Below are 23,619 nucleotides of genomic sequence, written 5' to 3'. Positions count from 1 at the left end.
ACGCCAGGGATTCGAAAGGCCGGCATTTTAACCTGTGGCGAGGGAGCTTGCTCCCGTTCAGTTGCGCAGCAACTGCCTGTTTCAACCTCCACTGGTAGCCAGAATACTCGCCACCTGTTGCGGCTGACAATTGAGATAGGCCGAACGCTTGAGCCAGCCCGGGTCCGGGTACCAGGAAAACATGAACTGGCCGCCCTTGAGCTTGTCGATCACCTGGCGTACCACCTGCGGGCGCACGGCCGGGCAACCCTGGCTGCGTCCGATGCGTCCCTGGCGCGCGCTCCACAACGGGTTCACGTAGTCGGCGGCATGGATCACGATCGCCCGATCACGGGCCAGGTCATTGAAGCCCGGTTCCAGGCCGTCCATGCGCAGCGAATAGCCGTGGGTGCCCTGGTAGCTTTCCTGGGTTCGAAACAGGCCCAGGCTGGATTGGTAACTGCCCAGGCGATTGGAAAACTGCGTGGCGAAGTTTTCCCCGGATTTCTGCCCATGGGCCACCAGGTCACGCAAGACCAGCTTCTTCTGGCGCAGGTCGAAGATCCACAGGCGACGGGCCGTGGAGGGCTGCGAGTAGTCGATGACCGCCAGGTGACGGGCCTGGCTGGCGCCATTGGCGACCGCGCACTGCATGGCGCTCAAGGCACTTTTGAGTGCCAGGGGATTGAGTTCCGGCGCTGCCTGGGCGAGGCTGTGATAAAGCGTTTGCGGCTTTGCCTTTTTTTCCGCCAGCGCCGGGCTGCAAATGACGCCCAGGCCCAGCATGACCAGGCAAAGTCGGCGCAAAAAGCCCTGTACAGGCGAAGCATTTCCAGCGTGGTGTTCGTTCGCGGCATCCCGTCCGGTTTCGTTTGTCTGCATGATGGCGGGTCGTACCTGTCGCAAAATTCACCGTCAACGAGACGGCCATGGATTGGAGTAAAGCAGTTGTTCAAAAAGTCCGCATGTTACCTGAGCCTTTTATTGCTCACTGCGCCATTGGTCGCGACAGCCGAAGACAGCGATCCGGCGCTCGTGCAGACCACACTGGCGCAACTGGCGGTCGCGTGCCCGGACGTCGCGGCGGGTGCCAGCTTTCCGACGGTGCTCGACTTGCAGGCGTTCTATCAGCAAAACGCAGGCCAGGAAGTCTGGTCGGACGACGAACGACGGGGGGCGTTGCAGGTCCAGTTGCAGCAACTGGCCGATGACGGCTTGGATCCGGCCCGCTATAACCTGCCGGTCGCGGGCACAGCCCAAGGTCCTCATTGCGCCGACATCGCCATCAGCCAGCGCTATCTGCAAGCCTTGCATGACCTGCGTTTCGGTTACCTGCCTCAAGACCGGCTGGAGCCGGTGTGGAAGGCCAACCCACCGCCACAGGATCACCCGGCCGTGGTGCTGGCGATCGCCGGGCTGGGCCGGCAGAATCTGGCCGATGCCTTTGAACAGGCACGGCCGAACCTGGACCTCTACCGCAACCTGCGCGGCCTCTATGCCCGACTGCGGCAACAACCTTTAGCCGAATGGCAAGCGGTGCCGGGCGGGCCGTTGCTGCAACCGGACAAACAGGACGCCCGCGTACCTGCCCTCGCTCAACGACTGTTCAACGAGGGTTACCTGAGTACGCCGCCGCAGGTGAGCGACGAGCACTACAGCCCCATACTGGTGGAGGCGATGAAGAGTTTCCAGGCCCAGCATTCGTTGCAGGCCGATGGCGTGGTGGGACCGTGGACCGTCACCGAGCTGAACATCAGCCCGGCCATGCGCCGCGAGCAGTTGCGCATCAACCTGGAGCGCATGCGCTGGCTGGCCCAGGACGTGGAAAACGACAGTGTCCTGGTCAACGTGGCCGCGGCGCAATTGACGGTCTACCAGGGCGGCGCGCCGGTCTGGCAAACCCGCACCCAGGTGGGGCGTGCGCAACGGCAGACGCCGTTGCTCAAATCCCACGTCACCCGCCTGACGCTCAACCCGACCTGGACCATTCCGCCGACCATCATGCGTGAAGACAAACTGCCCGAGATCCGCCGAGATCCGGAGTTTCTCAGCCGCCACAACCTGCGGATCCTCGATGGCGATGGCTTGCCGTTGCTGGCGGAGGACATCGACTGGGAGCACCCGGGCAACCTCATGTTGCGCCAGGACCCTGGTCCGAAGAACCCGTTGGGCAAAATGGCGATCCGTTTTCCCAATCCGTTCTCGGTGTACCTGCATGACACACCGAGCCAAGCGTTGTTCAGCAAGGGCCCGCGAGCTTTCAGTTCAGGCTGCGTGCGGATCGAGCAAGTGATGCACCTGCGCGACCTGCTGGTCAGCCCCGCCGAACGGGCACGCACCGACACGTTGCTGGCCAGCGAGGCGACCCATGAATTCAGGCTGGCCCGGCCCGTGCCGATCCTGCTGGGCTACTGGACGGCACAAGCGGACAGCCAGGGCCAGGCGGTGTACGTCCCGGATATCTACGGGCGTGACGCGACACTGTCTGCCGCCCGTGGTCGCGCGCTCTGAGCTCAGGCGCATGCCGTCGCGGGCGCGTGGGTGGTTTCGTCGAGCGTGGCGAACAAGCGCTGGCCGATAGCGTCGGCGGCCTGCAGATGCTGCTGCGGATCGGCGGTTTCCGAGTCGAACAGAAGCTGGGAACTCACCACCCGGGCGCCGCAATAACCGAAAATGCCATGGTCGATCTGCGTGGTCATCGCCTCACCGTAGCCGTGGCGCTGGAAGCTGTCGGCATCGGCACCACCGACGCCCACCAGATGGACCCGCAAGTGCTGCAGCTTCTGGATAAACGGCTTGTCCAGGCTGAAATCGAACGCCCAGCCGTTGGAAAACACCCGGTCGATCCAGCCCTTGAGCAATGCCGGCATGGACCACCAGTAAATCGGGTAGACCAATACCAGCGCGTCGGCACGGTCGATTCTGGCTTGTTCGGCCAGCACATCCGCGGGCGGCAAGGCCTCGCGGTGGTGGACGGCGTGGTCGGCAAAGCTGAAGCGCGGTTCGAAGCCTTCGGCGGCCAGGTCGGCGATCTCGAACGTATCGACGGGGTTGGCTCGGGTGATGCCTTCGGCGATTTTCCCGGCCAGGCTGTGGGTGAGGGAGCGCGGATCGTGGTGAGCCACAACGATGAGTGCATGCATGGCGAAACTCCTTCTGGTCACGAGGTCTGGAAGACCGGTATGCTTAAGTTACGCTTAGTAAGTTACGGTTGGTAAAGTTATCATGTCAAGTACCGAAGAACATCCGCAGTCTTCACCTCGTCGCCGTTTGTCCCGGCATGACCGCCAGCGACAATTGCTCGATGTCGCCTGGCGACTGGTGCGGGAGGAGGGTAGCGATGCCCTGACATTGGCCCGGCTGGCGGACCAGGCGGGGGTGACCAAGCCCATTGTCTACGACCATTTCATTACCCGGTCCGGGTTGCTGGCGGCGCTTTACCAGGATTTCGACGCCCGTCAGACCGCATTGATGGATGCGGCCCTCGACGCGAGCGAGGCCACCCTGCAAAGCCGCGCGGCGGTAATCGCTTCTTCCTACGTCGAGTGCGTGCTGTTGCAAGGCCGAGAGATTCCCGGGGTGATCGCAGCACTGACCAGTTCGCCGGAACTGGAGCGTATCAAGCGCGAGTACGAGGGCATTTTCCTCGACAAGTGCCGCGCCGTGCTGGAGCCGTTCGCCGGCACGAAAGGCATCACCCAGGCCGGCTTGCGGGCGATGCTCGGGGCGGCGGAAGCACTGTCCAATGCCGCCGCGACTGGGGAAATCAGCGCTGCCGAGGCAAAAGAAGAACTGCTGGCCAGTATCGTGGCGATGGTGGCCAGGACCGCCGATAACCCTTCAAGTTGACCCACCGCTATCGCGAGCAGGCTCGCTCCCACAGAGGATCCCGGATGCATGCGGATCCTGAGGTCACCAAAATTAACGGTGGGAGCGGGCTTGCTCGCGATAGTGCAGCCCGGTCAACACCTCGGTTCAGGATTGGTCGGGGTGTTCGAACGACTGCACTTTTATGAAGCCGCAGGCAGGGTGATCGCACCATCGCAAGGCAGTGGGTGGTGCTTGGGAAAGGGGGGCGGGCGCCGGTCGGCTTGTGGTGTTAGAACTGGCGTCTTCGCGGGCAAGCCCGCTCCCACAGGGGGGACAGCGGTGAACGCGCTGCCATGAGTAGGGGCTGGGCGAAGTTTGGCACGCTCGCTGCAAGAGGCTATCCAGGCCCACCGCGAACCCAGTCGAGTGGGCAGCTCCGTCGGTCAACGAAGATCGAATGCCAGCAGGCCGGAGGAACAACGGTAGGTCAGGGCGCAGTCGCCGGACCGCTACCGCACAGAACAGGCAAAGACGCCTGGAACCGCAAGGTTTCAGGCGTCTTTTTTTTGCTTTCAAAATCGTGATGGGCTTTTGTCGGGTGCTTTTTATGAACTCCAACGTTGCTTCTCTGAACAAGCTGCAAACGCTGATCGTGATCGGCAATGGCATGGTCGGCCATCACTGCGTCGAGCAACTGATCGAGCGCGGTGCCCTTAATCATTACCGCGTGCATGTGTTCAGCGAAGAGCCGATGCGGGCCTACGACCGCGTGCATCTGTCCGAGTATTTCTCGGGGCGCGACGCCGAGTCCCTGGCCCTTGGCGAGGCGTCGTTGTACCAGACGCCTGGCGTCACCCTGCACTTGGGCGTACCCGTACTGGAAATCGACCGTGACGCGCATCAGGTAGTGACCGCCCATGATCGCATTCACTACGACAAGCTGGTGCTCGCCACCGGTTCCTATCCGTTCGTGCCACCGATTGAAGGCGCCGAAGGCGATTCGTGCCTGGTCTATCGCACTCTGGAGGACTTGGACGCGATCCGTGCCGCCGCCAGCAATGCTCGCCGTGGCGTGGTGGTCGGTGGTGGCCTGCTGGGCCTGGAAGCGGCCAACGCCCTCAAGACCCTCGGCCTGGAAGCCCATGTGGTGGAATTCGCCCCACGGCTGATGCCGGTGCAGTTGGACACCCAGGGCGGTCTGGCCCTCAAGGCGCGCATTGAAAGCCTGGGCGTCGGCGTGCACCTGTCCAAGGGCACCCAGTCGATCACTGCCGGTGAGCAGTACCGTTATCGGATGAACTTCGGCGACGACGATTTCCTGGAAACCGACCTCATCGTGTTTTCCGCCGGCATCCGTGCCCAGGATGCCTTGGCCCGCCAGAGCGACTTGCAGATCGGCCCGCGCGGTGGCGTGGTCATCGACGATCATTGCCAAAGCAGCGACCCGCACATCTACGCCATCGGTGAATGCGCGGCCTGGAACGGCAGTATTTTCGGCCTCGTCGCCCCGGGCTACCAGATGGCCCGTAATGTCGCGGCCCGGCTGTGCGGCGAAAGCGCTGAAGCCTTCACTGGCGCCGACATGTCGACCAAGCTCAAGTTGCTTGGCGTGGACGTTGGCTCCATCGGCGATGCCCATGGCAACACGCCGGGTTCGCGCAGCTTCCAGTTCATTGACGAAACCAGCGCCAGCTACCGGCGCCTGGTGGTGGACGCCGCCGGCAAACGAGTGATCGGCGCAGTGTTGGTGGGCGACAACAGCTATTACGACACCTTGCTGCAATACATGCAGAACGGCATCGCCTTGCCCAAGGACGCTGCCAGCCTGATCCTGCCATCGTCCGAAGGCGCCCCGACCCTGGGCCCGGCGGCTTTGCCCGAAACCGCGACCATCTGCTCTTGCCACAACGTCACCAAGGGCTCGATCTGCTCGGCCATCGATGGTGGCTGTACCGATCTGGGCCGGCTCAAATGCGACACCAAGGCCGGTACCGGTTGTGGTGGTTGCGCGGCCTTGGTCAAGCAAGTGTTCGAGCATGAATTGACGGCCCGCGGTGTCAGCGTCGACAAGAGCCTGTGTGAACACTTCGCCTACACCCGCCAGGAGTTGTATGCCCTGGTGCGGGTGGAAGGCATCATCAGTTTCGAAGAGCTGCTGGCCAAGCACGGTCGCGGTCACACCGGTTGCGATCTGTGCAAACCGGCGGTGGGCTCGATCCTGGCGTCGTGCTGGAACCAGCCGATCATGGACCCGTCCCTGGTGCCGTTGCAGGACACCAACGACACGTTCATGGCAAACATGCAGAAAAACGGCACCTATTCGGTGGTACCGCGTATCGCCGGTGGGGAAATCACCGCCGACAAACTGATCGCCATCGGAGTGGTCGCCAAGAAATACGACCTCTACACCAAGATCACCGGCGGCCAGCGCATCGACCTGTTCGGTGCCCAGTTGCACCAGCTGCCGGATATCTGGGCCGAGCTGATCGAAGCCGGTTTCGAAACCGGCCATGCCTACGGCAAATCCACGCGAACGGTGAAATCCTGCGTGGGCAGCACCTGGTGCCGCTACGGCGTACAAGACAGCGTGCAAATGGCCCTGACCATCGAGGATCGCTACAAGGGCCTGCGCTCGCCGCACAAACTCAAGTTCGCGGTGTCCGGTTGCACCCGTGAGTGCGCCGAGGCCCAGAGCAAGGACGTCGGCGTGATCGCCACCGAGAAGGGCTGGAACCTCTACGTGGCCGGCAACGGCGGCATGCGCCCGCGTCACGCCGAGCTGTTCGCCACTGACCTGGATGACGCCACGCTGATCCGCTACATCGACCGCTTCCTGATGTTCTACATCCGCACCGCCGACAAGTTGCAACGCACCTCGGTCTGGCGCGAAAGCCTGGAAGGCGGCCTGGACTACCTCAAGGACGTGATCATCAACGACAGCCTGGGCCTGGGCGCCGAGCTCGAAGCGCAGATGCAATTGGTGGTCGATCGTTATGAATGCGAATGGGCCAATGCCCTCAAGGATCCGGACAAACTCAAGCGTTTCCGCACCTTCGTCAACGACGGGCGTGGTGATCCGGATGTTCATTTTGTCCGGGAGCGCGGCCAGCGCCGGCCAGTCCACGCCGGCGAACTTCACCTGATTCCCGTTACCGAGGAGGTGCTCTGATGAACCAGTCAAACGTTGTTCGTATTCCTGTCCGCGATGTCGCCCAGGAACCGTCGCAATGGCGTGCCCTGTGCAGCCGCGACGACCTGGTACCCAACTCTGGTGTGGTCGCCTGGCATGACGGCAGCCAAGTGGCATTGCTGTACCTGCCCGAGCATCAGGACAAGCCGCTGTACGCTGTCGACAACCGCGATCCCAAGTCGGGTGCGAATGTCATCGGGCGTGGTTTGTTGGGCAGCATCAAGGGTGACCTGGTGATTGCCTCGCCGATGTACAAGCAGCATTTCCGGCTGGAAGACGGCTCTTGCCTGGAGTACCCGGAGCAGCGCCTGCGGGTATGGCCGGTGCGGCTCAATGGCGATGTGGTGGAGATTGGCGAGGACTGATCCGAGCCATTGGATGAGTTGAAAACTGCAGTCAAATGTGGGGATGAACAATGAAAACCGCTGCTCAACTGGTGAGACTCAAGAGTGTGCAGAACCGACAGGTCCACAGCATCGCCCCCGAGCAGACGGTGCTCGAAGCGCTGCAAATCATGGCCGAGAAAAATGTCGGCGCGTTGCCGGTGATCGAGGACGGCCAGGTGGTGGGGGTATTCAGCGAGCGGGACTATGCGCGCAAGATGGTGCTCAAGGGGCGTTCATCGGTGGGTACGCCAGTGCGCACCATCATGAGCACTCCGGTGGTCACCGCCGACAGCCAGCAGAGCATCGACCGTTGCATGGAAGTCATGACCGACAGCCACTTGCGCCACCTGCCGGTACTGGATAACGGGCAGTTGATCGGCCTGTTGTCCATCGGTGACCTGGTGAAAGAGGCGATTGTCGAGCAGGCGGACTTGATCCGACAACTGGAGCACTACATTCGCGGGCATTGATTCCGCAAGCTCGCATTTGTGGCGAGGGGATTTATCCCCGCTGGGGCGCGCAGCGGCCCCAAAACTGTACATAGACGCCCCCCTTGGGTTGAGCTGACTGCTCTGGGGCTGCTGCGCAGCCCAGCGGGGATAAATCCCCTCGCCACAAGATCGCGCACGACGTCAGCGCTCAACCCAACGCCAACAATTGCCGGATCAGATTCGGCGTGCTGCCGGTCCAGCGCTTGAACGAGCGACGAAAGTTCGCTGTATCGTTGAAGCGCAGGTACTGCGCCACTTCCTCGTTGCTGAAGCCCTTGACCTGATACAAATACAACGCCACATGGGTGTGTACCCGGTCCACCTGTTGCTGGAAACCGGTGTGATGCTTGTGCAGCTTGCGCTTGAGGGTTGCCGGGCTCATGGCGAAGGCCTGGGCGGTCTGTTCCAGGCTTGGCGTCTGCTGTACATGGACGTGTAGGTAGTCGTAGAGGCAATCCAGAAAGCTGGAAACAAAGCCCAGTTGATCGAGTTGGTCGCGGGCTTCGATCCGCGCCACCTGGCCGGCGGTGGCCGAAACGTTGGGCCAGGGCTGGGCGAGGCAGTGGCGGGGCAGGCGCATCAAGTCCAGGGGGCGGTCGAATTGGGTGTGCTCACCCAGGTGCACCCAGTATTGCTCGACGTAACGCGGCTCGCTGTGGCGAAAGCTGCACTGCCAGGGCAAGCGTTCGCCGCTGAGCCAGGCACTCATCGCCACCATCGAGGTCATGCTCGCCTCCAGCACGAAGCGCCATTGCTCATCGGCGCCACAACTGTCCAGCCAATGGACATAGGCATAGTGCTCGTCCACCAGCAGCCGTGGGGCGGCCAATGGACTGAGCAGCGCCTGCTGGTCGATCAGGGTTTGCAGGGCCTGATGCAGATTCTGCGCGTGGCGTAACGCGTGGCTCGCGGGCCCGTAATGTCCCGGCAACAGCCGCTGGCCGAACAGGAAGCTGCTGTCGCTGGCATCCAGCAGGCGCCGGCTGTTGTCGATCAGGCCGAGGAATTGCTGCGGGCTGATGCGGCTTTGTCCGGCAAGGATATCGTCGTGGAACAGTCCGGTACCGCGCAGCAGGCGATGGCTGTCGATGTCCCGCGACAGTGCCAGGTCGATCAGCGCGGCAGGTTGATAGTGCCCCGGAATGAAGCGACTGTCGGTTTCGTACCAGCACGTCTTGAGTGTCATGGCACGGCCTCAGGCGCTTTTCGCCAACGTGGTGCGGGACTGTGCCAGCGCCAGGTTCAGGCGTTTGAGCAAGGCGTCGGCGGATTCGTCGAACGCCATCACCACCGCCGTGCTGGCGACCAGTTGCAAGCGTTCTCCGTGTTGCCGGGTCTTGTGGGCCAGGCTGCGCACCGATATTTCCAGCTCCAGGGCCAGGCGTCGGGCCTGGCTCTCGCCGGTATCAGGCAGCAGCACTACGAAACGATCGCCGGCCAGGCGGCACAGCAAGTCCTGGCGCCGCAGGTTCAATACCAGCAATTGGCTGACGGCCTGGAGCACCGCATCGCCTTCGCCGTGGCCGAAACGCTGGTTGATGGCGGTGAAGTTGTCCAGGTCCAGTGCCAGCAGCGACAGCGGTTGCTGACGGCGGCGTGTGTCTTCCAGGCTGGCGGACAGTTCGTGCTTGAGAAAGTCGGCGCCACCCAACGGCGTGAGTTTGTCGAACAAACGGTGCTCACGGAACAGACGCTCGCGCTTCTCCATCTGCCCATTGATCGCCAATTGTTCACGGTGCCAGTGATAGATACCGAGGGTCAGCAGGATCATGCCCACCGGCATGGGCCCGGATTCGAGCCAGTGATCCCAGGTGATGCTGGCGGGCAGGCGGATGAATTCATCGAGGCTGTCGATCCACCAGGAAAAGAAGATGCAGCCCAGGCCCAGGACCAGGTAATTGGTGACCCGCCCGGCCGGCCGGCTTTTGAGCACCAGCCCCAGCCAGACCAGCGCCAGCAGCGCCGAGCCACCTTCACCGAGGATGTCCAGCCAGACCCATTCGGCGATGGGTTTGAGTTCGCCGCTGGCCAAATGCAGGATCAACCCGAGGTTGGCCGCCAGCAGGAACAGGGCGAGTTTGAGGCGGTGCGGGCGGAGCACGGAGAACATGGCCGGAGTCCTTTGCCAGAAGCGGAATGCGGCCCAGCACAGCAGATGAATGTGACAGCGCGGTGACGGTGGATGAATGGATGGGGGAGGTCGAATCAGCTCATCGGTTGTCTGAACTTTTCATTCATAACATCGCCACCTATCTCATTGTGGCGAGCGGATTTTGTGGGAGCAAAGCTTGCTCGCGACGAAGACGAGGCGGTTTTTCAGGGAGTCGAGGCGCCTGCATCGCGAGCAAGCTTTGCTCCCGCAGCGGTGCGACGTTTCGCCAAATTCCTTCGCCCTTCAGATTCTCTGAGTCTGTAAAACAGGTCATTTCAGCTCATTCCGACTCGCCAGCCCGCCTAAATCAGCCTATTCCAGCCTCCACGGCCAAGCCCTGTCACAGAACCGTCATTCCCCACCCCTAGCGTGCCCTCCCAGTTGCCGGGTCATTGCCTGGCGGAAGTTCGGATTCCTGGGGGAGGACCACCATGCACCACCGCACCAGCACTGCCGGGTTCGTCGGTTTCACGTTCACCGCATTGGCGATGGCCATTGCCAGTGAGCGTTTGAGCGCCGCCGAGCAGGCGGCCACGGAACACGTCGAAGTGGTTGGCCAGGCCGCCAGCATCGACCAGGCCCTCAAGGAGCAGCGCAGCGCCGACAGCATCAAGAGCGTCGTGCATGCCGACGGCGTGGCGCAATTGCCGGATGAAAACGTCGCCGAAGCCGTGCAGCGCCTGCCCGGGGTCAGCGTCGAGCGCGACCAGGGCGAAGGTCGGTTTGTCAGCGTGCGCGGCCTGGGGCCGGACCTCAACAGCGTGACCATCAACGGTACGCTGGTGCCGGCCCCGGAAAGCGAGCGGCGGGCCGTTGCCCTGGATGTACTGCCCTCGGAGCTGGTGCAATCCTTGTCGGTGATCAAGACCCTGACACCGGACATGGACGCCAATTCCCTGGGCGGTACGGTGGACGTCAAAAGTCTCTCGGCCTTCGACCACAAGGGTCTGTTCTATACCGGCAGCAGCGAAGCCAGCTATGACAAGAACACCGGCCAGACCAGCCCGAAATTCTCCGGTGCCATCAGCGATCGCTTCAGCCTCGGCGACGGCATCGATAACTTCGGCGTGGCCGCGGCGCTGAGCTGGCAGAAGCGTGACTTCGGCTCGGACAACGTCGAAACCGGCGGTGCCTGGGATTTCGAGCAAGGCTCACGCCTCGAAGAGTTCGAACAGCGCGACTACGACATTCGTCGCGAGCGGGCCGGTGGCGGGCTGAACTTCGACTACAAGCCCGATGACTCCAGCAGCTATTACCTGCGCACGTTGTACAGCCGCTACAAGGACAGCGAAATCCGCAACTCCACCAGCATCGCCTTTGAAGACCCGCAGGCTGCCGGTGAACTGGGTGATGCCGAGGGCCAGCGCAAACTCAAGCAACGTGAAGAAACCCAGGAGATCCAATCCTACGTACTCGGCGGTGAGCGCCTGTTCGGTCTCTGGACCTTGAGTGGCCAGGGCGGCTACAGCCAATCGAGCGAAGACAGCCCCGGCCACATTGCCGGCGCCACCTTCGAAGGCATCGATGGTTTCAATGGCGGTTTCTACGACAACGACAAGCCCCGGCCGATTATCGGCTCAGGGTTCTACGATCCGGCCAACTTCAGCCTCGACAAGGTGGACTGGGAACAGCAGAAGACCACCGACACCGAGAAAAACCTGCGTCTGGACCTGGCCCGGGACTACGACTTGCGCGGCTATGCGTCCCAAGTCAAATTCGGCGGCAAAGTCAGTCGACGGAACAAGGACAACGACCTGGACGCCTGGGTCTACGAGGATTTCGACGACCTGGGTTTCACCGACGAGCAGTTGAACCTGGGGCAGTTCCAGAAAGGCAATGTGGACTACCGCCTCGGTCGCTTCGGCCCGGGCATCAGCGCCGATGCCATCAAGCAGTTGATCGGCGGCCTCAATCGCGATGACTTTTTCGACGAGCAGGAGTCGCGCGTCAACGACTTCAAGATGAGCGAGGACATCAACGCCGCGTACCTGATGAATACCGTCGACATCGATGACTGGCGTTTCATCGCCGGCATGCGCTACGAAGGCACCGAGTTCGAGGCCAAGGGCACCGGCGCCACCGACGGCGTATTCACCGATACCGAGACCCGTCGCAAGTATCACCACTGGTTGCCGGGCCTGCATGCACGCTACCAATTGGACAAGAACACCCAGGTGCGTGCGGCGTGGACCAAATCCGTGGTGCGTCCGACCTTCGGGCAATTGGCGCCGGGTTTTGTCATCGACGATGACGAGGCGACATTCGGCAACCCGGACCTCAAGCCGCTGGAATCGAGCAACCTGGACCTGGGCATCGAGCACTTCATGGGCCACGCCGGCACGGTCTCGGCCTTCGTGTTCTACAAGGACATCAAGAACTTCGTCTACAACACCGACCTGGCCGGCACGGGCGCCTGGACCGATTTCGCCGAAGCCCACAGCTACGCCAACGGCGACAGCGCCAAACTCTATGGCCTGGAGCTGGCCTACTCGCAAAAATTCGACTGGCTGCCGGCGCCTTGGAACGGCTTGCTGTTGGGGGCCAACACCACCTTCAGCCGTTCGGATGCCGAAATCGAAGGCTTCGACCAGGCCAGTGGTACCCAGCGCAAGCGCAGCATCGACCTGCCGAACCAGTCGGACACGGTCGGCAACCTGATGTTGGGTTGGGAAAACGACAAGCTGAGCCTGCGGCTGTCGGCCAACTACAAGTCAGCGTACCTGTTCGAGCTGGCGTCCATCAGCGACCGCGACCATGACCTGCACGTCGACGCCCAGACCTTCGTCGATTTCAGCGCGCGCTATTCGCTGACCAAGAACCTGCAAGTCAGCCTGGAAGCCCAGAACCTTACCGACGAGCCGTATTTCGTCTACACCGGCCATCGCTCCTACAACGGCCAGTACGAAGAGTACGGCCCGACCTACAAGCTGGGGCTGACCTTTACCCATTTCTGAATCGCGAGCCTGATCACTTGTGGCAATAGGATTTGGCTGTGGGAGCAAAGCTTGCTCGCGACGAAGACGACACGGGTCTCCCGGAAACCGAGGCGCCTGCATCGCGAGCAAGCTTTGCTCCCACAGATGAACTCCCTGGCAATAGAAGTGAGCAACAAGCCCGTTTGAGTCTGACTGAATGACAAGGATTTTCCCGTTGAAGACGATGTTTTTCTTACCCAAGCGCTACCTACTGGCGACGGCGATCAGCCTGGCATCCGCCGCCGCCCTGGCGGCCGCCCCAGCGCCCAGGCTAAAACTGCAATCCTGGTCTCAAGCCGAGCAACTGTCGATCAACGCTCTGGCATTCCTGCCCGGCCCTTCGACGACCGAGCGACTGGCCAGTGCCCGCGAGGGCTTGTTCTTGCTTGATGCCCAGGGTCGCGAACTGACGCGCCTGAAGGGCAGCTTCGAAGGTGTCGATAGCCGTGCCCAGGGCGCGAACGTGTTGGTCGCCAGCCTCGACAGCATGCGCCAGCAAGCCCTGATCGTTAGCCTCGATCCACAAAACCGTCAGTGGGATACGCCGTTGTACCTGCCCGTGCGAGATTTCCCGGTCAACGGCCTGTGCCTTTATCGCGACGGGGCGAGCAACCTGTTTGTGTTCCTGGTCGGCGAGGAGGGCAAGGGCGAGCAATGGCTGGTGGGCAATGGCGAGCGCCTGAGCGACAGCGCGCAACGGGTGCGCGGCCTGCCATTGCCGCCGGATGCCAAGACCTGCCAGGTGCAGGACAGCGTCAATCAATTGTTCGTCAACGAGGAACGGGTGGGTTGGTGGGCCTATCCGGCATCCTCTGAGGCCGAGACCGTGCGGGTGCCCGTGGCGATGCGCGCACCGTTCGGCGACCTCAGGCAAAGCGCCGGGGCCATGGCCGTGTTGCCGGGAGGCCTGTTGGGGCTGGACCCGGAAGCGGCGCAACTGCATGTGTATCAGCAGCAGGGAGAGGGTTGGAGCGCCAAAGCCAATCTGCCGTTGGCGGGCTTGAAGGAGCCGGAAAACCTCGCGGCGCGGTTGACGAAAAGTGGCATTGAAGTGCTGCTGCGCGACGATGACAACGGTCACCTATACCAAGGCGAAATCAGTTGGAAACCCACGCCAGTGCCTTTGCCGCCGGTCCTGCCGAGTGTCGCCGCCATCGTCCAGAGCGAGCCAGTGGCCCGCCAGGGCGATGCAGCCGATGACCCGGCGATCTGGGTTCATCCGACGACGCCCGGGCTGAGCCGAGTGCTGGGCACCAACAAGAAGCAAGGCCTGCTGGCCTACGATCTGCGCGGCAAGTTGTTGCAGGAGCTGCCGGTCGGACGCCTGAATAACGTCGATGTGCGGGCGAACTTCAAGCTGGGCACGCAAACCGTCGACCTGGCCGTGGCCAGCAATCGTGATCGCAACAGCTTGAGCCTGTTCAGCATCGACCGCACCAGTGGCGAGTTGCGCGAAGCGGGCGAGATTACGACGTCACTGAAGGAAATCTACGGTATCTGCCTGTTCCAACCAGCCGAAGGTGAGCTGTATGCCTTTGCCAACGGCAAGGACGGGCGCTTCGTGCAGTACCGCCTGAGCGCGCCGGATGGCGTGGTGAAAGGCCAGTTGGTGCGCCAGTTCAGCGTCGACAGCCAGCCTGAAGGTTGCGTGGCCGATGAGCAGCGCCAGCGTCTGTTTCTCGGTGAAGAGGATGTGGGCGTCTGGGCGGTGGATGCCCGGGCCGAGCAACCCGCCACGTTGAGCCGTGTGATCGAGGTCGGCCAGACGTTGCACGCCGACGTCGAGGGCATGGCCTTGTACCAGGCCGGGGGCCGCGACTACCTGGTGATCTCCAGCCAGGGCAACGACAGCTACCTAGTGCTCGATGCCCAGCCGCCTTATGCCGTGCGGGGTGCGTTCCGGGTCGGCCTGAACGCCGCCGCAGGCATCGACGGGGCATCGGAAACCGATGGCCTGGAGGTGACCTCGGTGAACCTCGGCGGGCCTTGGAGCCAGGGAATGCTGGTAGTCCAGGACGGCCGCAAGCGCATGCCCGAGCAGGCCCAGAACTTCAAGTTCGTGCCCTGGGCCGACGTGGCGAAAGCGCTACGCCTGCCTTGAGCGGCGTTGTCATCAACCGGTCACGAACATTTCATCGAATAACCGCCAGACAGGAGTTTCAACCATGCAAGCCACTTTGGAACACATGACGATCTGGGGCCTGATCAGCGACGCGAGTCTGCTGGTCAAGGCAGTCATGCTCACGTTGCTGCTGGCCTCGCTATTGAGCTGGTACCTGATCATCCAGCGCAGCGCCGTGTTGCAACGCAACGAGCGCCAGTTCAACGGTTTCATGCAGCGTTTTCGCAGCACCCAGGATCTGTTGCCCCTGTATAGGGAGCACGCACAAGTGCGCGAAGAAGACGGCGGCGTCACACCGATTTTCCAGGCGGGGCTGTTGGCTTTCACTCAGCTCAACCAGCCTTCGAGCACGCCCGAGGTGGTGCTCGAAGGCGTCGAGCGTTCGCTGCAGGTGGCGATCAGCGAACAGGAAGTGCAGTTGGAGAAAGGTTTGCAGTTTCTCGCCACCGTTGGTTCGGTCAGCCCTTACATCGGTTTGTTTGGCACCGTCTGGGGGATCATGAATGCCTTTCTTGGCCTGTCCCAGGTGCAGCAGGCCAGCCTTTCCACCGTGGCGCCGGGCATTGCCGAAGCCTTGATCGCCACGGCCATCGGCTTGTTCGCAGCGATTCCGGCGGTGATTGCCTATAACCGTTTTGCGGCCCGCGGCCAGACGTTGCTGACCCGTTACTACGCTTTCGGCAACGAGCTGCAGGCGCGTCTGCACCGCAAGCTGCACGGTGCCCCGGTGAACCTGGCCTCGGCCGCTTGAAAGGAGAGGGCAGATGCTCGTCAAGCCACAACGCAAGCACGGTCCCAAGGCCGAAATGAACGTGGTGCCGTACATCGACGTGATGTTGGTGCTGCTGGTGATTTTCATGGTCACCGCGCCGATGCTGACCCAGGGGGTGAAGATCGAACTGCCCAAGGTCGCCAGCGAGGCACTGGCCAACGATAGCCGCCAGCAAATTCTCACCCTGTCGGTAAAGGCCGAGGGCGGTTACTACTGGAACCTGGGCGGTGAGCTGGACACACGCCACCAGACCGACAGCGCCGTGGACCTGGAGCAGATGCGCGCCAAGGTGGCGCAGGTCGTGGCCGAGCGCAGCGATACCCAGGTGTACATCCGCGCCGACGAGCATGCCGATTATGGCCGGGTCGTCGCGGCCATGGCTGCGTTGCAGCAGGGTGGCGTGAGCAATCTCGGGCTGGTGACCGAGGCGCCGCAATGACGACGATGATCATGCACAGTGCCTCCTTGAGTACGCCGACGCTGAACCGCCACGGCGTTTGGAAAAACAGCCTGGCGGCCGGGCTCGCCGTGGCCCTGCACGCTGGCGTGGCGCTGTTATTGGTGTTGGGCTGGAACGTGGAGAAGCCGACCGTCGAGACGCCCCGGGTGTTGCGCACGCAACTGGTGATGTTGCCGCCGGCTCCGGTGCCCGAAGCGCCGGCCCCGGCCCCTGTCATCCCTGTCGCCGCGCCATTGGTCGAATCCACACCGCCACCCATTGATGCGCCTCGTCCCGTTCCTGCCAAGCCGGTCGTGGACCCGCGAATCCAGGCGCAGAAACTGGAACAGGCGGCCCTGGCCCGTAAACGGGTCGAGGAGCAGAAGCGCGAGCAACAGGCCCAACAGCAGCGCGAGCGCCAGGCAAACGAACGACGCCGGCAAGACGCCGAACAGCAGGTCGCCGAGCAACAGCGTCAGGCCCGGCAGGCACAAGAGCTTGCCCAGCAACGCCTTGCCGAGCAGGCACGCCAGGCTGCCGCCGACAGCCGCAGTTATCAACCCCTGAGCAAGCAAGCCCCGGATTATCCGCAACGCGCCCTGGACAAGGGACTGGAAGGCGATTGCACCGTGGAATACAGCGTGATGCCGGATGGGAGGATCGATAACCCCAAGGTCATCGAGGGTTGCCACCCCCTGTTCATCCGGCCATCCCTGGCCGCCGCCCAGACGTTTCGTTATCAACCGCGAATCATTGATGGCAAGGCGGTGACGGTGCCGGCGGTGCGCAATACCTTTCACTACCGGATCAAATGAAATGCATGCTTGGTAGAAAGTACCTGTGCGGCCGTTCGATCGTTCCCGACACCGCCAGAACCTCACTATGGCGCCATCAGGCCTTTACTTGCGGTAATGACTCGGCGCCACGCCCACTTCGCGGCGGAAGATCTGGGAGAAGTGGCTGGCGCTGCCATACCCGACCTCCAGGCCGATATCGATGACGCTGCGCTCGGTTTCCATCAGCAGTTGCCGGGCCCGGGCCATTCTCAGCTGGATGAAGTACTGCGAGGGCGAACGCCCGGTGGCGCGCTTGAACAGGCGGCTGAAGTGGTATTCGCTCAGGCCGATGGCCTGGGCCAGGTCACCGAGGCAGAAGGGTTCGGCCAGGCGCTGTTCCATCAGTTCGATAACCCGCTTGAGCTTGAAGGCGGGCAGGGCGTTACGTCCGGACATGTCGTCGGCATCGGCATCCAGGTAATGCCGTGCCAAGTGCACCGCTACGCATTGCGCCATGCCCTGGATCAGCAAGGCACTGGTTTCACCGCGCCGGGTCAACTCTGCCCGAATCGGTTCGAGCAAGGCTGAAAGTGCTTCATCCCGTCCGCCAGAGACTTCTCGCAACTGGACCGCACCGCTGCCGCCGGCTTCGGCAATGGCGCGCTCCAGCAATGCCAACCCCAGGTACACATGCATGACCACGAACGGTTCGTGGCTGGTGACTTGCCAGCGCATCTCGTAAGGCACCGGGGATGTGGTCAGGAAGAAATCCGCGCTGCGCACGCTATTCGCTTCCCAGTCCTGGTTGGCGATGCGCTCCTCGACGATGGCTTCCCCGGACAACACCCAGACGAGCAACGGCTCGGCCACCGCCGGCACGACGATGTGTGCTTCGCTGCGCTCACGGACAAAGATCTCGACCAGGATGTCTTTGGCCGATACGCCATCGGACGTCGCCAGACGCTCGCCGCGTATGTGTGCCTGCAGGCCGGTTGCCGATGTTCGTTCGGTGACTTCCATGCTTCGATGGCCTCGTGAGAGCCCCCGGGTCAAGCCGGGTCGGCGGTAGGACGGTGTTGGCGCAACAGTTCGATGGATTGAGACGGAATCAACTCGCGCAACGCCTTATAGAGCGCCCGGGTTTCCAGCAGGTTCCAGATGCGCAGCATGGTTTCCAGTGCGTCCAGGGGTTTGCTGATGAAATCCCGCGCACCGAGGGCCAGGGCCCGCAGGCGGGTGTCACGGGTCGCGTCGGCGGTCAGCACCAGGATGGGCAGGTAGTCGTTGGCCGGAATGCGCCGGTTGAGTTGCTCCAGCACGGCAAAGCCGTCGAACGCCGGCATGTGCAGGTCGAGGATGACCAGGTCCGGCTCGAAGCTGTTGAACAGGTCGAGCGTACGCAAAGGTTCGGTGCTGCTCAGCACATTGTGCAGCCCTTCGCGGGCCAGCAGTTGTTCCATCAGGTCCAGGTTGGGGCGTTGATCGTCGACGATCAGAATGCGCAAGTCGCGATTCATGCGGGCTCCGGTAGATAGTGCTCAAGATGGCCCAGGAAGGCCTGGATATGAATAGGTTTGGTCAGGATCGCCGTGGCACCGGCCTCGTGAAGGGCGCGGTGGGTCAGGTCGCTGGCATCGGCGGTGATCATCAGCACGGGTATGGTCGCCGTGGTCGGGGATTGGCGCAGGCGTCGCAAGACTTCCAGGCCTTCGAGGTCCGGCAGGCTGACATCCAGCAGGATCAGTTGCGGAGTGTGCTGGCGGGCGAGGTCCAGGCCCATCTGGCCTTGCATGCTCGACAATAGTTGAATGCCGGGACGGCGCTGCATGAGGGTTTCGATCAGCGCAAGGCTCGACAGGTTGTCTTCGATGCACAGGACTTTGCCGTGATAGTCCACGGGGGCACGCGTCACCGCCAGCGCGGCAATGGGCGGCAGATGCGCGCCAACCACCTCGGTACCCGGCAGTTGCAGGGTGAAACAACAGCCGTGTCCGGGCTCGCTGTGGACCTGCAGGTTGCCCTGCATCATTTCCAGCAGGCTCTTGCTCAAGGACAACCCCAGGCCGGTGCCTTCGACCTGGGGATCGGCGCCCAGGCGTTCGAAGGGCTTGAACAGTTGGTCCAGCTGTTCCGGGGCAATGCCATGGCCGGTGTCGTTGACGGCAATGCTCACCTGATGGGCCTGGACGCTGACTTCGATGCGCACCTCGCCGCCGGGCCGGTTGTACTTGATGGCGTTGGACAGCAGGTTGAGCAACACCTGCACCAGGCGCTGACGGTCAGCGAGCACGCCGCAGCCATCCGCCAGCGGTGGCAGCTCGGCCAAGTGGATCCCGGCGTCGGCGGCCATCGGTGAAACCAAGGTCAGGGCTTCGTGCAGCACCGTCGACAGGGCGATCGGCTCGATGTTCAGCGGCAGGCGACCGGCCTCGATCCGGGCAATGTCCAGCACCTCGTTGATCAACGCCAGCAAATGCTGGCCAGCCCGCAGGATATGGCTGACCTGGGGGCGTTGGCCGGCCGTGGAGTCCATGTCCAGCAATTGAGCGAAACCCAGGATAGCGTTCAATGGCGTGCGCAATTCGTGGCTCATGCGAGAAAGAAACTCGCTCTTGGCCCGGCTGGCGCTCTCGGCTTCTTCGCGGGCGGTGCTCAGGGCGATCTCGGCAGCGCGGCGGTCGGTGATGTCGCGGGTGATCTTGGAAAAGCCGCGCAGGGCGCCAGTGCCATCGTATTGGGCAGTGATGACCACGCTGGCCCAGAAGCGGCTGCCGTCCTTGCGGCAACGCCAGCCTTCTTCCATGTAATGACCGTCGCGGGTGGCTTCGCGCAGGGCCATGTCCGGGTGCGCCGGGCATTCCTCGGCCAAATAGAACAGGGAAAAGTGCCGACCGATGATCTCCTGCTCGGTGTAGCCCTTGATCCGTTCGGCGCCAGCGTTCCAGGTGGTGACATAGCCTTGGGCATCGAGTGCGAAGATCCCGTAGTCCTTCACGCCATCGATGATCAGCCGCAAGCGCTCCTCGTTGTCGCGCAGGGCCCGCTCGCGTTCGGCAAGCAATTGTCCGGCTTCTACGAGACGGGTACCGAGTTGGCCGATTTCGTCCTGCTCTGGCGGTTGCGGCAACAAGGGTTGGCCCAAGGCCAGGCGCTGGGCGTTGCCTTGGACCTGCTGGACCCGGGCGACAATGCCCTTGGACAGGAACAGCACCGCGACAATGGCCCCCAGCAGTCCACACACCGCCGCCAGCAACGTGGCGAACAACAGGCGCATGCGCGTGGCCGAGGCGGCGGCGCTGCGGTCGGCGAGCAGGGCATCTTCGCGAATGCGCATGGCGCTGATCTGCTCGCGTAGCACGTCCAGCACCTGCTTGTTTTCGATCAGGATCGCGGTGATGGCCTCGGGGTCGTCGCGCTTGCCGTTGCGCAAGGCGAGCAAGCCGTCGAGTTTGTCGGCGATCAGCGGGGTGATGGTCTGGAGGTGTTCACGCATCCTGGCATCGCGAATGTTGTGGTCCAGGCGCTGCAACGCGGCATGGATCAGCGGGGTGGCCTGTTCGTAGCTGGGCAGGAAATCTTCGCGCCGGGTCAGCAGGTAACCCCGCACGCTGGCCGCAGCCTCGGCCAGCAGGGTATGGACTGTCTGGATATCACCCTGGACCAGCAGCACCCGGCGCACATCCTCTTCGGCCCGGGCAGTCTGGCGTTCGGTGATGTAGATCAGCACCAGCGACAGCAGCAGGACCACCAGGGGCAAGGAAATCACCACCAGGGCCTTGCCTCGCAACGGCAAGTCGGCCCAGCGGCGGGCGGCGAGAAACCTCATGGCCATTGCCCGGCGGGTTGCGCCACCAGGCCCAGGGCAACGCCGCGCACGGCGGCCTGGGTGCGATCGGCGGCGCCCAGCTTGCCAATGACCCGCTCTACGTGGGCTTTGGCCGTGCCGGGCGCGATGCCCAGTTTTTCGCCGATTTCACGGTTGCTGAAACCGCCGGCCACCAGCCCCAATACCTGGCGCTCCCGGGCGGTCAGGGCCTGGACTTGAGTGGCGCCGTTCGCACCACGCTCGGCCATACGGCGCAATAGGCGCGCGCTGACCGAACTGTTCAGCGCCTCTTCGCCCTGGGCAACCCGTTTGAGGGCGTCGAGCACTTCATCGCGGCTGGCGTCCTTGAGGAGATAGCCGACCGCGCCTGCACCGATGGCGGCTTCGAGGTGGTCGGGACTGTCATCCATGGTGAAGATAATCACTTTGACCTCCGGCTGGCGCTGCTGCAGGATCCGCGCCGCGCCCAGGCCGTTGAGGACGGGCATGCGGATGTCGAGAATCGCGATGTCCGGTTTCAGCCGATCGCACAGGTCGAGGGCTTCCTGGCCGTCGCGGGCCTGGCCGACAACCTCGAATCCCGGGCTGCCGGCGAGCATGCTGATAAAACCGGTGCGAGTGACTTCGTGGTCGTCGGCCAGCAGCAGGCGCAAAGGTTGGTTCATGGGTGTCCTCCGTGAGCCGGTAGTGGCACGCTGGCCAGTAGTCGGGTGCCGTCGCCGGGCTGGCTGCAACAGCTCAGGTGGCCGTCCAGCAAATGGGCGCGCTCCTGCATGGCGGCCAGCCCCAAATGGCAGCTGCCGTTAGTCTCGATGGGTTGCTCGAGGGCAAAGCCGCGGCCATCGTCCTCCACGCGCAGGCGAGCGTGCCCGTCTTCCACCGCCAAGCCCAAGCGCACGTGGCGGGCCTGGGCGTGCTTGAGAATGTTGTTGATGCCTTCCTGTGCAATGCGAAACAGGGCGATCTCGGTGTTGCCCGGCAGGCGTGCGGTGCTGTGCTCGGCCCAGGTCACCGTCAGGCCCGCGTCACGCAGGCGATCGGCCTCCTTGTCGACGGCTTTGTACAGGCCGAAATCATCCAATACGTGGGGGCGCAGGCCGCCGATCAACTGCCGGCCTTCGCCGACGCAGCCCTGGGCCAGCTCGAGGATGCTTTGCAACTCGCTCGCCAGGGCCGGCGGTAGCGACGGGCAGCGACCGGCGAAGCCCTGCAAGCGCTGGTGCAAACCGGCGAGGTTCTGCGCCAGGCCATCGTGCAGGTCGTAGGCCACACGCTTGCGTTCGTCTTCCTGGGCGCTGAACAAGCGGTGGACCAGCTCGGACATGGTGCGCTCGCGGGCCTGGAGCGCTTCGAGCAAGCGGCTGTTCTCCAGGTGCGCCGCCAACAGCGTCGCGAGCAATTGCAGCGATTCGATGTCTTCGTTGTCCGGCGCGCCGAGAGCCACGCTGTTGCCCAGCAGCAAAGCCCCGAACGCCACGCCGTCAGAGGCACGCAACGGCACCCGCAAGACCTGGGGCAGGGCGCTGCCGGGCAATTCGAGCCATTGTGGACCGGGCGTTTGCGGCTGGGCCAGGTTAGCGAGCAGCTCAAGTCGTTCCGCGCTGCCGTGGCTGGCGAGGGTGCGCAGCGGGTGGCCCGGCGCCCACTCCAACAACAGGCCATGATCCATGGCCATGAACGCGCACGCCCGTTGCAGCGCACGTTGACGCATGGCCGACAAGGGCAACTGCGTCAGTTCATGGCCGGCGCCCAGCAGCAGGCCCAGGCGTGCTGCACGGCTTTGCGACTGGCGATACTGGCTGCGAATGGCCAGGGCACTGCCGGGGTCATGGGGTGGGCTTTGCATGAGTAGCTCCAGCGTTGAAGAGGACCGGTCCGGTTCGCGGTGGCGTCATTAGAACGTGTCACCGGCACCGGGCCTATCTGCCGAACGGCATAGGCGATTGGCACCGGTTGGCCGATGGCGAAGGCCGGGAAGGCCGGCAAAGTGGGCTCATTGAAACCCAAAGGAACGCTTTGATGAAAATGAAAACCTGCGCCATCGCTGCTTTATTCCTGCTGGCTTCGCCGCTGGTCCAGGCTCTCGAGGCTACGCCCTACGTGTATCGCACGGTGGCCGAGCAGCCCAAGAATGTGAATGACCGGGAGATCGCGGCACTGTTCGATCGCTGGAACGCCGCGCTGCAAACCGGTAGCGCCAGCGCCGTGACCGGCCTCTACGCCCCGGATGCGATTTTGCAACCGACTGTTTCCAACAAGGTGCGCAACACGCCGGCGCAGATCCAGGATTACTTCGAGCATTTCCTGGCAGGCAAACCGGTCGGGCAAATCAACTACCGGGAAATCCGCCATCTGGGACCCGATGCGGCGATGGACAGTGGCGTCTATACCTTCACGCTCACCCAGGCCGACGGTTCCAAGCGCGAGGTCCAGGCGCGCTACACCTTCCTCTATGAGCGTCTCGACGGCCAGTGGAAGATCATCAACCATCACTCATCGGCCATGCCTGAGGTGCCGAAGACCCTGCACGCCAGTCACTGATAACGCTGCCTGCAAAAGACCTGCCTGTGTGAGCGAGCTTGCTCGCTCACACAGGCAGGGTTTTTCCGAACGGTTATTAGACACACTTTGTATAAAGAGCTTGGATTAACGCGCGAACATTAATTAGAATGAGTCTCATTTAAGACTTTGCGCAGGCTTC

Annotated in this window: 20 protein-coding genes; 11 read left to right on the top strand and 9 right to left on the bottom strand. The window is 62.9% G+C overall.

Annotated features, from left to right (window positions below; translation table 11 throughout):
- Nucleotides 1-81: 81 nt before the first annotated feature.
- Nucleotides 82-765 (bottom strand): murein L,D-transpeptidase catalytic domain family protein, encoded by a 684-nt coding sequence (locus DTP52_RS15645; protein WP_109754280.1) that lies wholly within the window; start codon nucleotides 763-765, stop codon nucleotides 82-84.
- A 162-nt stretch (nucleotides 766-927) separates the two neighbouring features.
- Here DTP52_RS15645 and DTP52_RS15640 point away from each other — a divergent pair, with 162 nt between their 5' ends.
- On the top strand, nucleotides 928-2,490 hold the full coding sequence (locus DTP52_RS15640; RefSeq protein WP_109754161.1) for a murein L,D-transpeptidase: 1,563 nt from the start codon (nucleotides 928-930) through the stop codon (nucleotides 2,488-2,490).
- A 2-nt stretch (nucleotides 2,491-2,492) separates the two neighbouring features.
- Here DTP52_RS15640 and DTP52_RS15635 read toward each other — a convergent pair whose 3' ends face one another.
- Complete coding sequence (locus DTP52_RS15635) at nucleotides 2,493-3,122, bottom strand: NAD(P)H-dependent oxidoreductase (protein ID WP_109754160.1); 630 nt, start codon at nucleotides 3,120-3,122, stop codon at nucleotides 2,493-2,495.
- 82 nt (nucleotides 3,123-3,204) lie between these two features.
- Here DTP52_RS15635 and DTP52_RS15630 point away from each other — a divergent pair, with 82 nt between their 5' ends.
- From DTP52_RS15630 to DTP52_RS15615, 4 genes are all read left to right on the top strand, one after another.
- Complete coding sequence (locus DTP52_RS15630; protein WP_109754159.1) at nucleotides 3,205-3,828, top strand: TetR/AcrR family transcriptional regulator; 624 nt, start codon at nucleotides 3,205-3,207, stop codon at nucleotides 3,826-3,828.
- Between the two features lie 568 nt (nucleotides 3,829-4,396).
- A complete protein-coding gene (gene nirB / locus DTP52_RS15625) occupies nucleotides 4,397-6,958 on the top strand; it encodes a nitrite reductase large subunit NirB (protein WP_109754158.1) in 2,562 nt (853 codons plus the stop codon).
- Nucleotides 6,958-7,344: a nitrite reductase small subunit NirD gene (gene nirD / locus DTP52_RS15620; protein WP_109754157.1), complete on the top strand. Its 387-nt coding sequence runs from the start codon at nucleotides 6,958-6,960 to the stop codon at nucleotides 7,342-7,344. The genes nirB and nirD overlap by 1 nt, the downstream gene beginning before the upstream one ends.
- Before the next feature lie 50 nt (nucleotides 7,345-7,394).
- Complete coding sequence (locus DTP52_RS15615) at nucleotides 7,395-7,835, top strand: CBS domain-containing protein (RefSeq protein WP_109754156.1); 441 nt, start codon at nucleotides 7,395-7,397, stop codon at nucleotides 7,833-7,835.
- Between the two features lie 169 nt (nucleotides 7,836-8,004).
- Here DTP52_RS15615 and DTP52_RS15610 read toward each other — a convergent pair whose 3' ends face one another.
- Nucleotides 8,005-9,042, bottom strand: a complete 1,038-nt coding sequence (locus tag DTP52_RS15610; RefSeq protein WP_109754155.1) for an AraC family transcriptional regulator — start codon at nucleotides 9,040-9,042, stop codon at nucleotides 8,005-8,007.
- A gap of 9 nt (nucleotides 9,043-9,051) precedes the next feature.
- On the bottom strand, nucleotides 9,052-9,966 hold the full coding sequence (locus DTP52_RS15605) for a GGDEF domain-containing protein (RefSeq protein ID WP_109754154.1): 915 nt from the start codon (nucleotides 9,964-9,966) through the stop codon (nucleotides 9,052-9,054).
- A 473-nt stretch (nucleotides 9,967-10,439) separates the two neighbouring features.
- On the opposite strand from DTP52_RS15605, the gene DTP52_RS15600 reads away from it, so the two are divergent.
- The 5 genes from DTP52_RS15600 (at nucleotide 10,440) to DTP52_RS15580 (ending at nucleotide 17,131) form a co-directional block, all read left to right on the top strand.
- Nucleotides 10,440-12,962 carry a TonB-dependent receptor gene (locus DTP52_RS15600; RefSeq protein ID WP_109754153.1) on the top strand — a complete coding sequence of 841 codons (2,523 nt, stop codon included), beginning with the start codon at nucleotides 10,440-10,442 and terminating at the stop codon, nucleotides 12,960-12,962.
- A 205-nt stretch (nucleotides 12,963-13,167) separates the two neighbouring features.
- Nucleotides 13,168-15,084, top strand: a complete 1,917-nt coding sequence (locus DTP52_RS15595) for a phytase (protein ID WP_371925594.1) — start codon at nucleotides 13,168-13,170, stop codon at nucleotides 15,082-15,084.
- A 64-nt stretch (nucleotides 15,085-15,148) separates the two neighbouring features.
- Nucleotides 15,149-15,856: a protein TolQ gene (gene tolQ / locus DTP52_RS15590; RefSeq protein ID WP_109754151.1), complete on the top strand. Its 708-nt coding sequence runs from the start codon at nucleotides 15,149-15,151 to the stop codon at nucleotides 15,854-15,856.
- A 13-nt stretch (nucleotides 15,857-15,869) separates the two neighbouring features.
- A complete protein-coding gene (gene tolR / locus DTP52_RS15585) occupies nucleotides 15,870-16,316 on the top strand; it encodes a protein TolR (RefSeq protein WP_109754150.1) in 447 nt (148 codons plus the stop codon).
- Nucleotides 16,313-17,131: an energy transducer TonB gene (locus DTP52_RS15580; RefSeq protein ID WP_109754149.1), complete on the top strand. Its 819-nt coding sequence runs from the start codon at nucleotides 16,313-16,315 to the stop codon at nucleotides 17,129-17,131. Before tolR ends, DTP52_RS15580 begins: the two co-directional genes overlap by 4 nt.
- Before the next feature lie 84 nt (nucleotides 17,132-17,215).
- Here DTP52_RS15580 and DTP52_RS15575 read toward each other — a convergent pair whose 3' ends face one another.
- The 5 genes from DTP52_RS15575 to DTP52_RS15555 are packed head-to-tail and all read right to left on the bottom strand — an operon-like array spanning nucleotide 17,216 to nucleotide 22,764.
- Nucleotides 17,216-18,112 carry a helix-turn-helix domain-containing protein gene (locus tag DTP52_RS15575; protein ID WP_109754148.1) on the bottom strand — a complete coding sequence of 299 codons (897 nt, stop codon included), beginning with the start codon at nucleotides 18,110-18,112 and terminating at the stop codon, nucleotides 17,216-17,218.
- A 29-nt stretch (nucleotides 18,113-18,141) separates the two neighbouring features.
- Nucleotides 18,142-18,609, bottom strand: a complete 468-nt coding sequence (locus DTP52_RS15570) for a response regulator (protein WP_109754147.1) — start codon at nucleotides 18,607-18,609, stop codon at nucleotides 18,142-18,144.
- Entirely contained in the window at nucleotides 18,606-20,918 is a 2,313-nt protein-coding gene (locus DTP52_RS15565) for an ATP-binding protein (RefSeq protein ID WP_109754279.1), read from the bottom strand. The genes DTP52_RS15570 and DTP52_RS15565 overlap by 4 nt, the downstream gene beginning before the upstream one ends.
- Nucleotides 20,915-21,583, bottom strand: a complete 669-nt coding sequence (locus tag DTP52_RS15560) for a response regulator transcription factor (protein WP_109754146.1) — start codon at nucleotides 21,581-21,583, stop codon at nucleotides 20,915-20,917. The genes DTP52_RS15565 and DTP52_RS15560 overlap by 4 nt, the downstream gene beginning before the upstream one ends.
- Nucleotides 21,580-22,764 carry a sensor histidine kinase gene (locus tag DTP52_RS15555; protein WP_109754145.1) on the bottom strand — a complete coding sequence of 395 codons (1,185 nt, stop codon included), beginning with the start codon at nucleotides 22,762-22,764 and terminating at the stop codon, nucleotides 21,580-21,582. The genes DTP52_RS15560 and DTP52_RS15555 overlap by 4 nt, the downstream gene beginning before the upstream one ends.
- Before the next feature lie 173 nt (nucleotides 22,765-22,937).
- On the opposite strand from DTP52_RS15555, the gene DTP52_RS15550 reads away from it, so the two are divergent.
- Nucleotides 22,938-23,459, top strand: coding sequence for an SgcJ/EcaC family oxidoreductase (locus DTP52_RS15550; RefSeq protein ID WP_109754144.1), 522 nt, complete (start codon nucleotides 22,938-22,940; stop codon nucleotides 23,457-23,459).
- The last annotated feature ends 160 nt before the right edge of the window (nucleotides 23,460-23,619 follow it).

Origin of the sequence: Pseudomonas sp. 43mfcvi1.1 (assembly GCF_900115935.1) — a bacterium.
GTDB classification, from domain to species: domain Bacteria; phylum Pseudomonadota; class Gammaproteobacteria; order Pseudomonadales; family Pseudomonadaceae; genus Aquipseudomonas; species Aquipseudomonas bijieensis.
Note: the sequence above shows the minus strand (reverse complement) of the source record. Positions and strands in the feature narration are given on the sequence as shown.